Annotated in this window: 9 protein-coding genes; 7 read left to right on the top strand and 2 right to left on the bottom strand. The window is 72.5% G+C overall.

What is annotated here, in order from left to right:
• Positions 1-57 precede the first annotated feature (57 nt).
• The 3 genes from BRM1_RS07355 (at position 58) to BRM1_RS07345 (ending at position 4,756) form a co-directional block, all read left to right on the top strand.
• Positions 58-1,383 carry an MFS transporter gene (locus BRM1_RS07355; protein WP_268524873.1) on the top strand — a complete coding sequence of 442 codons (1,326 nt, stop codon included), beginning with the start codon at positions 58-60 and terminating at the stop codon, positions 1,381-1,383.
• Complete coding sequence (gene mdlC, locus BRM1_RS07350) at positions 1,380-3,131, top strand: benzoylformate decarboxylase (protein ID WP_268524871.1); 1,752 nt, start codon at positions 1,380-1,382, stop codon at positions 3,129-3,131. Before BRM1_RS07355 ends, mdlC begins: the two co-directional genes overlap by 4 nt.
• Before the next feature lie 167 nt (positions 3,132-3,298).
• Positions 3,299-4,756, top strand: a complete 1,458-nt coding sequence (locus BRM1_RS07345; protein ID WP_268524869.1) for a benzaldehyde dehydrogenase — start codon at positions 3,299-3,301, stop codon at positions 4,754-4,756.
• Here BRM1_RS07345 and BRM1_RS13970 read toward each other — a convergent pair.
• Positions 4,744-6,714 carry a sugar phosphate isomerase/epimerase and 4-hydroxyphenylpyruvate domain-containing protein gene (locus BRM1_RS13970; protein ID WP_326956600.1) on the bottom strand — a complete coding sequence of 657 codons (1,971 nt, stop codon included), beginning with the start codon at positions 6,712-6,714 and terminating at the stop codon, positions 4,744-4,746. The genes BRM1_RS07345 and BRM1_RS13970 overlap by 13 nt on opposite strands.
• A gap of 270 nt (positions 6,715-6,984) precedes the next feature.
• On the opposite strand from BRM1_RS13970, the gene msrA reads away from it, so the two are divergent.
• The 4 genes from msrA (at position 6,985) to BRM1_RS07320 (ending at position 11,445) form a co-directional block, all read left to right on the top strand.
• On the top strand, positions 6,985-7,506 hold the full coding sequence (msrA, locus tag BRM1_RS07335; protein ID WP_160953587.1) for a peptide-methionine (S)-S-oxide reductase MsrA: 522 nt from the start codon (positions 6,985-6,987) through the stop codon (positions 7,504-7,506).
• Complete coding sequence (locus BRM1_RS07330; protein ID WP_326956597.1) at positions 7,503-8,219, top strand: nitroreductase family protein; 717 nt, start codon at positions 7,503-7,505, stop codon at positions 8,217-8,219. The genes msrA and BRM1_RS07330 overlap by 4 nt, the downstream gene beginning before the upstream one ends.
• 80 nt (positions 8,220-8,299) lie before the next feature.
• Complete coding sequence (locus tag BRM1_RS07325; RefSeq protein WP_442864354.1) at positions 8,300-9,712, top strand: MFS transporter; 1,413 nt, start codon at positions 8,300-8,302, stop codon at positions 9,710-9,712.
• Positions 9,713-9,789: 77 nt separating this feature from the next.
• On the top strand, positions 9,790-11,445 hold the full coding sequence (locus BRM1_RS07320) for a glycoside hydrolase family 10 protein (protein ID WP_268524864.1): 1,656 nt from the start codon (positions 9,790-9,792) through the stop codon (positions 11,443-11,445).
• Positions 11,446-11,556: 111 nt separating this feature from the next.
• Here BRM1_RS07320 and BRM1_RS07315 read toward each other — a convergent pair whose 3' ends face one another.
• Positions 11,557-13,635, bottom strand: a complete 2,079-nt coding sequence (locus BRM1_RS07315) for an LPXTG cell wall anchor domain-containing protein (protein WP_268524862.1) — start codon at positions 13,633-13,635, stop codon at positions 11,557-11,559.
• Positions 13,636-13,859: the final 224 nt, after the last annotated feature.

Raw genomic sequence — 13,859 nt, 5'->3', positions numbered from 1 at the left:
CACCCGTGCACCACCCGAACCGGCGGGCAGCGTCGCCCGCCTGAGGAGAACACGTCAATGACGACACCCGTTCAGACCGGCGCCGCGCGCGCCTGGATCGTCGCCCTGTGCTGGCTGACGGTCATGTTCGAAGGCTTCGACATCGTGGCGCTGGGCGCCACGATCCCAATTCTCACCCATCCCGAGCTCGGCCACATGGACCTCACCGTGGCCAACATGACCTTCGTGTCCACCGTCTCGCTCGTCGGTGTGGGCGTGGGCGCGGCGCTCATCGGGCCCATCGCCGACCGCTTCGGCCGGCGCCTGCCGCTGCTGGCCTGCGTGGCGCTCTTCTCCGTCTTCACGCTCATCTTCCCGCTCATGCCCAACTGGGAGCTCATGGGCCTCGTGCGCTTCGTCGCGGGCCTGGGCCTGGGCGGCTGCATGCCCGTGGCCGTGTCGATCATGCAGGAGTCCGCGCCGCAGGGCCGCCGCGCCCATGCCTCCACCGTCACGATGACCGGCTATCACGCCGGCGCCGTGCTCGCCTCGCTCGGGGCGCTGGCCGTGCACACGGACTGGCACCTGCTCTTCTACGCGGGCGGCGCCCTCGGGCTCCTCTCGCTGCCGTTCATGGCCTGGAAGCTGCCGGAGACGCACCCGGCAGCGGCACGGGCCGGCGCCGCGGCGGCGCACACCCCGGCCTACCGCCTGCGCGACCTGTTCACGGACGGCCGCGCCCGCATCACCGTGGGCCTGTGGACGGGAGCCTTCATGGGCCTGCTGCTCGTCTACGGCCTCAACACGTGGCTGCCGAAGCTCATGGAGAAGGCCGGCTACAACATCTCCAGCTCGCTCGTCATGCTCTTCGTCCTCAACGTGGGCGCCATCATCGGCCTCCTCGTGGGCGGGAGGGTCGCCGACTCCCGCGGGGTCAAGGGCACGATCCTCGTGTGGTTCGGCGCCGCGGCGGTGCTCCTGGCCCTCCTGTCGATCCGCATCTCCAGCGAGCTGGGCCTCAACGCCGTCATCCTCGTCACCGGCGTCTTCGTCTTCTCCGCGCAGGTGCTCGTCTACGGGTTCGTGGGCTACCTCTACCCCCGCGACATGATCGCGACCGGCATGGGCTTCACCTCCGGCGTGGGCCGGCTGGGCGCCATTGTGGGCCCGTGGGTGACCGGCTCGCTCGTCAACGCCGGCCTGGGCTACCCGTTCGGGTTCTACTTCTTCGCCCTCGTCGCCGTGCTGGGCTTCATCGCCGTCCTCTTCATCCCCAAGCCGCGGGCCAACACCGCCGCGGTGCTGCACGCGGAGGTCGAGGCGCAGGCCCGGGGCGAGGCGCCAGCTCACGCGTCCGCGCAGCCGGAGGGTGCGGGGCCCGAGGCGCGGGCCGGGCAGCCGTGAGCGAACGCGATCCGCTGACCCCGGGTCGGGAGGCCGCAGGACCCGACGGCGCGGCAGCCGCGGGTTTCGACGGCGCGGCAGCCGCCGCGGGGCCGGTGCGCCCCGCGGCCCTGCCCGCTGCGGCACTGGCGGACCGCACGGTCCTCGAATCGGCCGTCGAGGTGCTGCGCGCGCACGGGCTCACCACGATCTTCGGCAACCCCGGTTCGAACGAGCTGCCGTTCCTGGCCGCGCTGCCGGAGGACTTCGACTACGTGCTGGGCCTGCAGGAGGCGGTGGTGCTCGGCATGGCCGACGGGTATGCGCAGGCCAGTGGGCGGCCCGTCCTCGTCAACCTGCACGCCGCCTCCGGCACTGGAAACGCGATGGGCGCGCTGACGAATGCGCACTACGCCCACTCACCGCTCGTCGTCATCGCGGGCCAGCAGGTCCGCGCGACGGTGGGCCAGGAGGCGATGCTGGCCAACGCGGACGCGGCCCTGCTCACCCGGCCGCTGACGAAAGAGGCCGCCGAGCCGCTCAGCGCGCAGGACGTGCCGCGCGCCATCGCCCAGGCCGCGCTCGCCGCCGCCACCGCGCCCGCTGGGCCGGTCTACCTCTCGATCCCCTACGACGACTGGTCGCAGCCGGCACTCGCCTCGGATTCGCTGCTGCCGCGGCGGCGGGTCCGCAGCGCTGGGGCGCTGGGCCCCGAGCTGGCCGCGGAGCTGGCCGAGCGCCTCGCCGGGTGGTCCCGGCCCGTCCTCGTGCTGGGCCCGGATGCGGACACCCCCGCCGCGCGGGAGCGCACGCAGGCCCTTGCCGAGGCGCTGGGCGCCCCGGTGTGGACGGCGCCCTCCGCGCCGCGGCTGCCCTTCCCCACAGACCACCCGCACTACCGCGGAGTGCTGCCGCCGGGCATCGAGTCCGTGCGCGCACGACTGGCCGACCACGACGGCGTGCTCGTCATCGGCGCGCCCGTCATGCGCTACCACCGCTGGGAGCCCGCCGCCTACCTCGAACCGGGCACGGACGTCCTCCAGCTCACCGTCGACCCCGGTGAGGCGGTGCGCGCGCCCTACGGCGACGCGATCGTCTGCGACCTGGCGGAGGCGACCGCCCAGTTGGCTGCGGCCGTAGGCACCCATTCCGGCGGCAGCACCGGGCGCCAGCCGGCACCGGGACCGGAGTCCGCGGCCCGGTCCGCGCCTCGGGACCCGGAGGAGCCGGCGGTGCCTGGCGCGCCGCTGACCGGCGCGGCCGTCATCGACGTGCTCAACGAGCGGGCGCGGGCGGACATCGCCTACGTCAACGAGGCGACGACGCTCGACGTGCTCGCCCCGGACCGGCTCCTCGTCACCCGGGCGGGGCAGTACATGTTCCCGGCCTCCGGCGGCCTGGGCTTCGGCATGGCCGCCGCTGTGGGAGCGGCGCTCGCGCGCCCGGACGACACCGTCGTGGGGATCATCGGCGACGGCAGCGCACACTACGCCATCACGGCGCTCTACACCGCGGCACAGCGGGCCACCCGCACCGTCTTCGTCATCGTGGACAACGCCTCCTACGGTGCGCTGCGCGGCTTCGCTCGCGCGCTGCGCGCCGAACGGGCGCCGGGGCTCGACCTGCCCGGCCTCGACCTCGCGGCGATCGCGCGCGGGTACGGCGTGCCCGCGGAGGTCGTCACCACGCGCGAAGCCCTGCGCGAGGCCTACGGCCGGGCGCTCGAGGCGGGCGGCCCGGTGGTCATCGTGGCGAAGGTATCGCCCTAGCCGCACCGACCCGCACGGCCCCGCTCGGGCCCGCAGGCTCCGCCGGCCCCGCGGACGCGCGGCTGCCGCAGAGCCCCACCCGCCGCGCACAGCGCACTGCGCGCCGCGCACAGCACATCGCGCACCATCCGAACCGAACGCAGCCCCACCCCTACGGAGGAGACACCATGGCACTGCTCGATCCCGCCACCTGGGAGAACAAGATCGCCGCGGACGGCTGGCAGACAGGGGGCGGCGGTGTGCTCGATGTCGTCGAACCCGCCACCGGCCACGTGCTCGGCCACGTGGGCCTCGCCACCGCCGACGACGCCTACGCCGCGGCCCGCCGCGCCGCGGTCGCCCAGCGCGAATGGGCGGCCGCGCCGCCGGAGGCGAGGGCCGCCGTCCTGCGCCGGGCCGGCCTGCTCTTCGAGGAGCACGCGGAGGAGATCCAGCGCTGGATCGTGCGCGAATCGGGGGCCATCGAGCCCAAGGCACAGCTCGAGACGCACACGGCGGCCAGCGAGTGCTTCGATGCCTCGGGCCTGCCGCACCTGGGGCAGGGGGAGGTGCTGCCCAGCGACGAGGCGCGCTGGTCATTCGCCCGCCGGCGCCCGGTGGGCGTGGTCTCCGTCATCGCGCCGTTCAACTTCCCCCTCATCCTCTCCATTCGCGCCGTGGCCCCCGCGCTGGCCTGCGGCAACGCGGTGCTGCTCAAACCGGACCCGCGCACCGCCGTCTCCGGCGGCGTCGTGCTGCAGCGCGTCTTCGAGGAGGCGGGACTGCCCGCGGGCCTGCTCCAGACGCTGCCGGGCGGTGCCGAGGTGGGAGCCGCGGTGGTGGACGCCCCGGAGGTGGGCCTCATCGCGTTCACCGGGTCCACCGCCGCCGGCCGGAGGATCGGCGAGGCGGCCGGCCGCCTTCTCAAGCCCGCCCACCTGGAGTTGGGCGGCAACAACGCGCTCATCGTGCTGCCGGGTGCGGACCTCGACAGGGCGGTCTCCGCGGCCGCGTTCGGCTCCTTCATGCACCAGGGCCAGATCTGCATGACGACGGGGCGCCACCTGGTCCACGAATCGCTCTTCGACGACTACGTCGAGGCGCTGGCGGACAAGGCGAAGAACCTGCCGGTGGGCGACCCGCACACCGAGCCGGTGGCGCTCGGACCCCTCATCGACGAGCAGCAGGCGGCCCACGCTCAGGAGCTCGTCGACGATGCGGTCGACTCCGGGGCGTGCGTGGCCGCCGGGGGCTCGCGCAGCGGCCTGCTGTTCGAGCCCACCGTGCTCACCGACCTCACCCCGGACACCCGCGCCTGGAAGGAGGAGATCTTCGGCCCCGTGGCACCGGTGATGTCGTACGCGACGCTCGACGAGGCCGTGGACCTCGCCAACGCCTGCGAGTACGGACTCTCGATCGGCATCCTGGGACCCGTGGGCGAGGCGATGAAGGCCGCCGACCGGCTGGACTCCGGCAAGGTCCACATCAACGAGCAGACGGTCTCGGACGAGTCCGCGGCACCGTTCGGGGGCACGAAGGACTCGGGCAACGGCACGCGGATCGGGGGCATGCACAACAACCTCGAGACCTTCACCGAGGTCCAGTGGCTCACCGTCCGGCCGGAGATCGCGGACTACCCGTTCTGAGCACCCGGGCAGGCGCCGTCGCGCTCGCCCGCCCACTGGGCGGCCAGGCGGACCGCGGCATCGGCGCCGCCCCAGCCGGCATAGTCCCCGACCCGCTCGAGCACGTCGAAGGCCAGCCCGCCCACCGTGGGCGTGCAGAAGTGCAGGAGCTCGCCCCCGGCGTCGCGGTCGTAGAGGATGCCGAGTTCCCGCCAGCGGCCCAGGACCGCCTCGGAGAGGCCGAAGCGGGCGGCGAGGTCCGCGTAGTAGTTGGCCGGGATGGCCAGCGGTTCGACGCCCGCGTCGCGTGCGGCGCGCGCCGCGGCCAGCGCGTCGGGTACGCGCAGGGCGAGGCGGTCGGGGAATGCGGCGGACCCGAGGGCGGGCGGGAGCAGGTCGAGCACCCACCGCGTGCCGCGCCGGGGTGACTCGAGCGCCTGCGCGGTCACGAGCCCGCGGAGGGTGGCCACATCCTGGGGCGCCGCGCGTTCGAGCCGCAGCGCGGATTCGAGCAGCAGCGCCGTGGCCTCGAACGCATCCCGGGATTCCGCAAACCCCACGTGGTCGAATCCCGCCCTCGCGCTGGGGCCGCACCCCAGGCGTGCCGCTGAGTCCTCCGCCGCGCCGAACCCGCGGGTCCAGCCCGCCAGACCCGGGTCGACGAAGGCCAGGCGTCGCGAGCCCGCCCACACGCCGGGCAGACCGCCCGTGCCGCCGTTGGCGCGCGGGGTGGGGGCGGCGCCCAGTTCCCGGGCCCGGCGCTGGGCGCGCTCCGCATCAGCGACGACCACCGCCACCGAGGCGATGCGCGTGCCGCCGTCCGCGCGCGGCGAGACCACGATGCGTGCCTCACCGGGCGGGGTCTCACCGGGTGGGGTCTTAGAGGGTCGGGTCTCAGCGGGTACCCCGGGCTCGGCCGCGGTCCCGGACCCGGACCCGGCCTCGGTCGCCGTTCGGGCCCCGGCGCCGGCTGACTCACCGGGGCCGCGGAACAGCAGCTGCGAGGAGCGGGGGTGGCGCCCCACGAGCGCGAACCCGAGGCCGGCGAGCACCGCCGCCAGCGCATCGGGCCGGTCGGTGACGAGCTCGACGTGGTCGAGCGCCTCGACGGGCTCGATCGCCTCGAGCCCGCTCAGCAGCGCGCGCAGCTCGGGGTCGAGCCGCACGTCAGCGCGGGCGCGCTGCTGGAGCCAGCGCAGCGAGCGGGCGGCATCGACCGCGGTGATCCGGGGGTCGGCCTGGCGGAAGGCATCGTTGAAGACCTCGAGGGAGAGCGGCCCGCGGTAGCCGGTGCGCAGCAGGCGCACCGTGAAGTCGACGAGGTCGAAGGCGCCCTCACCGGGGAACACGCGGTGGTGGCGCGACCAGGCCAGGACCTCCATGCCCTGCGGCCGCCCGTCGGCCAGCTGGACGAAGAAGATCCGCTCGCCCGGAATGTCCTCGATGCCGGACGGGTCGTCGCCGCGGGAGAGGATGTGGAACGAATCGAGGCACACGCCTACAGCGGGATGGTCCGCGGCCCGCACGAGCTCCCAGCTGTGCCGGTACGTGTTCACGTGGGTGCCCCAGGCCAGTGCCTCGTAGGCGATGCGCTTGCCGTGCGCGGCGGCCAGGTCGCCCGCCCGGCGCAGCTGGGAGGCGATGACGGCATCGTCGGCCACCGGCGCCTCGCCCGCGTTCGAGCACACGAGCAGCGTGTCGATTCCGAGCTCGTCCATGAGCGCGAGCTTCGCCTCGAGGCGGTCCAGGTTCGCCTCGAACGCGGTCTCGCCCACTCCCTCGAGGTCAGGGAAGGGCTGGTAGAGGTCCAGGCGCAGGCCCAGCCGCTCCGCGCGCTCGCGCACCTGGGCCGGGCTCAGGGCGCAGACCACCAGGTCCTGCTCGAACAGCTCCACACCGTCGAACCCGGCAGCGGCGCACGCCTCGAGCTTCTCCTCGAGCGTGCCGGACACGCATACGGTGGCAATCGAGGTCCTCATCGCGTCTCCCTCGCGTGGGCTTCCGGGCGGCGGTGGCCGGGCCGGCCCGGACGCCGTGCGGCGCTTGGCCGCTGCTGCGCCGCGGTGGCCGCGGACGCTTCCCCCGGCATCGTCGCACAGCCGGCGGACCCGGCGCCCGCCGAGGGCAGCTCGACCAAGGGCAGCTCGGACGGGGGCGAGGCTCCACGGCGGCACGGGCCTGCCCTCCTGGCGGCGAGCCCCTGGGGGCCCACGCGGAATATCCGCACGGACCCGCCGGTTGCCGCCCACATGAAGACTCTGACGCTGGCCGCGGGCTGCTTCTGGTGCCTCGAGGCCGTCTACAGCATGACCCGCGGCGTGGAGAGCGTGGTCTCCGGCTACACCGGCGGGCACACGCCGCAGCCGGACTACTACTCGGTGTGCTCGGGCACCACGGGGCACGCGGAGGCCATGCAGGTGACGTTCGACCCGGAGGTCATCCCGGAGGACGTGATCCTGGGCATCTTCTTCACCACCCACGACCCCACGAGCCTCAACCGGCAGGGCAACGACGTGGGCACCCAGTACCGCTCCGCGATGTTCTACCGCGATGAGCAGGAGAAGGAGTACTTCGCCGCGCAGATCGAGAAGTGGCAGGAGCTCTTCAGCCGGCCCATCGTCACGACGCTGGAGCCGCTGGGCGAGTTCTTCCCCGCCGAGCCGGTCCACCAGCAGTTCTACGACAACAACCCCGGCAACGGCTACTGCACGTTCATCATCGACCCGAAGGTCGCCAAGGCACGCCGGCAGTGGGCAGAATGGGTGGCGTGACTGTGAACCCAGCGAACCCCGCCGCCGCCGGTGCACACGGCGCGTCCAGTGAAGACGCCGCTGCCCGCGCCGGCCGGGCGGCCGGGCCGGGCCTCAAGGGCTCGGACCGGCCCCGCGGGAGCGCGCGCGCCAGCGCTCCGGCGCACTTCGACGATCCGGTGCTCGACTCGATGGCCCGCCGCCGGTCGATCTCCTCCGTGGGCCCGGGCGCCCCCAGCGATGAGGAGCTCAAGGAGCTGCTGGCCGCCGTGACCCCCGTGGCCGACCACAAGGCGCTGCGCCCCTGGCGCCTCATCACCCTGCGCGGCGACGATCGCCTGCGCCTGGGCGAGGCCCTCGACGAAGCATCCGGCACGCAGCGCGAGCTGGGTGAGATCAACCGCAAGCCCCTGCGCTCGGATCTCCTCATCGCGGTGGTCGCCACGCTCACCGACCACCCGAAGGTGCCCGCCTGGGAGCAGCTGGCCACCGCGGCCGGCGCGGCCCACCTGCTCGAGCTCGCGCTGTGGCAGGCCGGCTGGGGCGTCATGTGGCGCTCGGGGCTCGCCACCGACGCCGAGCCCGTGCGCGCCGCCCACGGCCTCGCCGCGGACGAGCAGCTGCTGGGCTGGCTCTATGTGGGCTCGGTGGACGACTACTTCAAGAAGAAGCTCGCGCAGTCCAATCGGCCCCCGCTCGATCCGGAGCAGTTCCTCAGCCGGTTCGGCGAGTGAGCCCGGCGGGCCGGGCCCGCGAGGCCGGCACGCCGCGCGCGACTCGGGGGGCGTCTCCCGCCCCGCCCATTCCCGCGGACATCTGGGTGCTCGTAGGGGCTGCGTTCATCGTCGCGATCGGCTACGGCATCGTCGCGCCGGTGCTGCCGCAGTTCGCGGAGTCCTTCGGCCTGGGCGTGACCGCCTCGTCGATCGTCGTGAGCGCCTTCGCGTTCTTCCGGCTCGTCTCCGCCCCCGCGGGCGGCCGGTTCGTCAACCGGTTCGGCGAGCGCCCCGTCTACGTCATCGGCCTCCTCATCGTCGCCGCCTCGACGTTCGCCGTAGCGCTCTCGCAGTCCTACTGGCAGCTCCTGCTGTTCCGCGGCCTGGGCGGCCTGGGCTCGACGATGTTCACGGTCTCCGCGATGGCGCTCATCGTGCGCATGTCGCCGCCGCGGGCCCGCGCGCGCAGCACCGGGCTCTACGCCACGTCGTTCCTGCTGGGCAACATCGCAGGCCCGGTGCTGGGCGGCTTCATGGCGGGCCTGGGCATGCGGGTGCCGTTCGTCATCTACGCCGTGGGCCTCGTCATCGCAGCAGCCGTCGTGCGCCTCAAGCTCGGCAGCGCGGGCGCCAGGCCGGTGGCCGCGTCCGGCACCGGGGACGGTGCCGCCCCCACGGCCGCTGCGCCGCCCGCCGCCGAGGCGCACGCCGGCACCGCGCCGGCCTCACCCGCCGCCGGCGGCCAGGGGGCCGCGGCCGAGCGCGCGGGGGAGGAGGCGCCCGCGGTGGGCGCGGCGGGCTCGACCCGCGCCTCGGCGGCCGAACCGGATCGCGCCTCGGCGGCTGGTCCCGAGCCCGGGGACCCGGGCGGGGCCAGAGCCGCGGAACAGGCCGGTGCGAGCACGCCCATGCGCTTCCGCGAGGCGTGGCGGGAGTCGGGCTACCGGGCCGCGCTGTTCGGCGGGATGGCCAACGGGTGGGCCTCGATGGGCATCCGCGTGGCGGTCTACCCGCTGTTCGCCCTGCACGTGCTGGGCGTGGGCGCGGCCGAGGCCGGCTGGGCGCTGACCGTCTTCGCGCTCGGCAACGCGGTCGCCGTGACAAGCGTGGGCCGCTTCGCCGACATCTACGGCCGCAAGCCGTTCATCGTCACGGGCTTCGCGGTGCTGGGTCTGGCGACCATTGTGCTGGGCTACTGGGAGTCGCTCACGGTCTTCCTCGTGCTCTCCGCCGTGGCCGGTGTGGGCGCCGGCCTGCTCAATCCCGCGCAGCAGGCGGCGGTGGCCGATGTCATCGGCTCCGAGAGGGCGGGGGGCAAGGTGCTCTCGCGGTTCCAGATGGCGATGGACACCGGCGCCATCTTCGGCCCGATCATCGCGGGCTGGCTCGCGGACGCGTTCGGCTACTCGATCGCGTTCGCCGCCTCGGGCGCGCTGGCGCTGCTCGCGGGCCTGTTCTGGCTCACGGCCCGCGAAACGCTGCCGCCCGCGGAAGCGCCGGAATCGGACTGAGGGTCCGTATACTCGCATCCGTGTGCAGGCTCCGGGCGAACCGGCGCTGACTTCCCCCAAGCACAAGGAGCCACCTCGTGGAACTCGATCGCCGCGCCCTGCTGCGCCTGTCCTCCGGCACGGGCCTCGCAGCGGTCGTGACCGCCGCCCTCCCGTTTGCCCTGCCCGGTGCCGCACCGGCCGCCGCCGCTGCTGCCCGGGGAGCCGTGGGCGTCCGCCAGCTGCGCGGCATGTGGGTGGCCAGCGTGGGGAACATGGACTGGCCCATGGCCCAGGGGCTCTCCGCCGCCCAGCAGAAGAAGCAGTTCACCACGCTGCTCGACCTGGCACAGGGCCTGCACCTCAACGCCATCGTCAGCCAGGTGAGGCCGGCCGCGGACACGTTCTGGCCGTCCAAGCTGGAGCCGTGGTCGCAGTACCTCACCGGCGTCCCGGGCCGCAGCCCCGGGTATGACCCGCTGCAGTTCCAGATCGCCCAGACGCACGCCCGGGGCATGGAATTCCACGCGTGGATCAACCCGTTCCGGGTGTCCACCCAGTCCAAGCTCAGCGCGCTGTCCAAGGGCCACCCCGCCCGCAAGCACCCGGACTGGGTCTACGAGTTCAACGGAGGGCTGTACTACAACCCGGGCATCCCCGCCGTGCGCGCCCACGTGAGCGCCGTGGTCATGGAGATCGTGGCCCACTACGACATCGACGCCATCCACTTCGACGACTACTTCTACCCCTACCCGGTGGACGGGAAGAAGGTCGCGGATGCGAAGGCGCACGCCGCCCACGGCAAGGGGGCGTCGCTGGGCAGCTGGCGACGCGCGAACATCGACGCGTTCGTCAAGGGCATGGGCGAGCAGATCCACCGCAAGAAGCCGGCGGTGAAATTCGGGATCAGCCCGTTCGGCATCTGGCGCAACCGCAGCTCGGACAGGAACGGCTCGAAGACCGGCGGCACGGAGTCCTACTCGGCGAACTACGCGGACACCCGGAAGTGGGTGAAGAGCGGGTGGGTCGACTACATCGCCCCGCAGCTCTACTGGGCAAACGGCGACCGCGCCGCGGACTACGCCACGCTCGCCGCGTGGTGGGCCGACGTCGTCAAGGGCACCAAGGTGTCCCTGTACATCGGCCAGGCGGCCTACAAGGTCAGCGGCGGTGAGTTCCGCAAGGCCGGTGAGCTGGCCGCCCACGTTGCCCAGGACGCGAAGATCCCGCAGATCACGGGCGAGCTGCTGTTCAGCGCGCAGGACGTCAAGCGCGATCCGAAGGGCGCGATCGGCACGCTGCGCTCGGGCGCGTTCGCGCTGCCGGCGCTGCCGCCGGTCAACCGCGCCCGAGGCGGCCGAGCCCCCGTTGCCCCGGCCGGTGTGCGCGCGGCCGCGCAGGGGTCTGCCGTGAAGGTCAGCTGGACGGGCGGAAATGCCACGTGGTTCGCCATCTGGCGCACGAAGGGCCGCGCGGTGACCGCCGCGGACACCGCGGATGCCCGCAACCTGGTCGCGGTGGTGCACTCGACGGGCCGGGGTGTCAACGCCTTCTCCGACCGCCACCCGGCCAAGGGCGGGCAGTACGCGGTCACCGGCTATGACCGGCTGTGGAACCAAAGCGGCCTGGGCTCGCCCACCGCCGCCAAGCGCCGTGCCGCAGCGGCGGGCGGGGCACGCGACGGCGGAACGACCATGAGCGGCGGGGCTGATTCGCAGGCGCCGTCGCTGAGCGGGGGCGTGAGCCAGCCGTAACCGGTGACCGCATGCGGAAGGGGCGGGATGCACGTGGTGTGCATCCCGCCCCTTCCGCATGCGCAGCGTGGGGGACTCGGCCTCAGCCGGTCACCTCACCCTGCGGTGGGCTCAGCCGCGGCGGCGACGAGCCATGAGCACCATGCCCGCGCCAAGGGCCAGCAGACCCGCGGCGGTGCCGAGTGCAATGCCGACGGTGGCGCCGGTGCGCGGCAGGTGGCCGTTGTCGTTGTCGTCGTTGCTGCCGTTGTTGTCATCGTCGTTGCCGTCGTCACCGGGGTCCGGGGCATCGTCGGAGACAACGCTGAACGTCGACTCGAGCGTCTTCGCGCCACCGGCCTTGGCGTCCTGCGCCGCGGCCTTGCCGACGGTGCCGCCCGCATTGGGCTGCTCCGCCTCGGTGAAGTCGGCGGTCACACCGTAGGTGCCCAGGTAGACATCCTTGTTCTGGGCCGAGGTGAGGCCCCAGACGCGGGTGGTCGCGTTGCCGCTCTCGTCAGCGGTCACCGTCTCCTTCTTGGCGGTGACGCCCTTCTTCTTGATGGAGAAGCTCACCTTGGTGCCGGGCTCGGCGCCCATGACCGAGGCCTCGACGCCCACGGACTTGTCCTTGTCGCCATCGCCGACGAACTTCGAGAGGGCGATGCGGCGCGGATCGATCTGCAGCGTCGAGGGCTCCGGATCGGCCGGGTTGCTCGACGTGGGAGCCGGCGAGGACGGCGTGCCGGAGGTGGTCTGCGTCGGGGCCGGGGTGGTGGGATCCTCGGTGGCGGTCTGCGACGGTGCCGGGGTGGTCGGCGCTCCCGTGGCCGTCTGCGACGGTGCCGGCTCCTCCTTCTTCTTTACCGTGTACGTCACCTCGAGGGGCTCGGACACGGTGTACTTGCTCGTGAGGTACAGCGTGCCCGTGTGGTCGTCTTCGGTCTCAGACCCCTTGAAGGACCAAGCGTCACCGTCGACAGCGACCTCGGTGGTCTTGCCGTCCTCGACGAAGGTGCCACCGGTGAAACCGGTCGCGCCGGTGCCGGAGACGGTGCCGCCGGGCTCGATGGTCGTCGCGGCTGCCTTCGCGGCCGTCTTGGCTCCCTGAGCCGGGGTCTTCGCGACGTTGATGCGGGTCTTGTTGCCCGCCTGATCGAGGGCGTTCTCCAGGTCAGTGGTCCAGCTGAATTCCGGCCCCTCTGACCCATCTGCTTTCCGCAGGTTGCCGCCGCCGGAAAGCACGCCGACGGCGTTGTTGTCAGCGTCGATGTATGCGCCGCCCGAATCGCCGTGGTCGGAATGCGCAGTCGACATGAATCCGTACACTCGCCGGCCTTCGATGTTCATCCACCCGCCGGTTGCGGTGATCTCCGCAGTGTTCTCCCGCACGTTGCCATCGGTCGTGCCGGTGGTCCGACCACTGCGGTGGATCTTTTCGCCCGCTTTGGCGACTGCCACACCGTTGACCTTCCACGTGGAGCTGAGCAGGTCATCTGCTGCTGCGCCCGCCGCATCCCATTTGGTGACGACGTTCGACGACTTCGCGCCCGCCTTCAGGTCGATGATCGAGTAGTCCGTGTTCTCTTTGCCACCGGCACCGATGACCCCGGTGTCAGTGGTGTCCGGTTCGGTCTGGCCGACGGCTCCGAACTGATACTTGCTCACGGTCCCGGTATACCCGCCCTGCAGGAGTGCGGGGGTATGGCTGTTGGCAGTCTTGCCATGGACAGCGTCATCGTTGCTCGGCTGCGAGGCGAAGATGTTCATGCGCTTTCCCGACACCCCGGGTGACTCGGGGTCCTTGGGATCTGCCGATTCGTTCGTGCAGTGGCCGGCCGAAACGGCTTGCGGAGTGAATGTCGCGCTCAGGGCGGAGAAGCCGATCGAGCACAGGCCGGCAGCACCCTCGACCGTTGCCGTGGAATCTGAGATGTAGCCACCGCCGCCTACAACGGTCGCGGGGTCAGCAGCGCGTGCCGAAGGCAGCCCATCGAGCAGTATGACCTTCGCATCCGCATCGTCGACGAGCGTCTTCGTCTTGGCCTCGAGCTTGGCAAGCGCCTTCGCCTCAGTCTTCGCGTTGACGAACACCACGGCCTTGCCGTCGGCGCCCTTGGCGAAGCCCTGGACGTCATCGTCCTGAGGGGCCTGCACGGCCAATCGAGCGGTGGCCTTGGCGACTGCGGCGGCCTGCGAGGGAGTGGCCACGGCGACACCGCCGAAGGCCAAGACGGCGGCTGCACCAAGCGAGGTGTAGCGCAGGGAGCGGGAGTGGCTCCTGAAGATTCTTCTCCGTGTCGCGCACCGCAGGACGCGGCGCTCGGACGAGTGCCCGACGGGGAAGTCTCAGGCTGTGACGGGGATGACTCTTCCAGCCGGAAGGGGGCCGGTCAACATTTGATAACTTTTGGTCATTCGGGTTTCGACTTCAA

Source organism: Brevibacterium sp. BRM-1 (genome assembly GCF_026802075.1).
Lineage (GTDB): Bacteria > Actinomycetota > Actinomycetes > Actinomycetales > Brevibacteriaceae > Brevibacterium > Brevibacterium rongguiense.
This window is presented reverse-complemented; position numbering and strand designations above follow the sequence as displayed.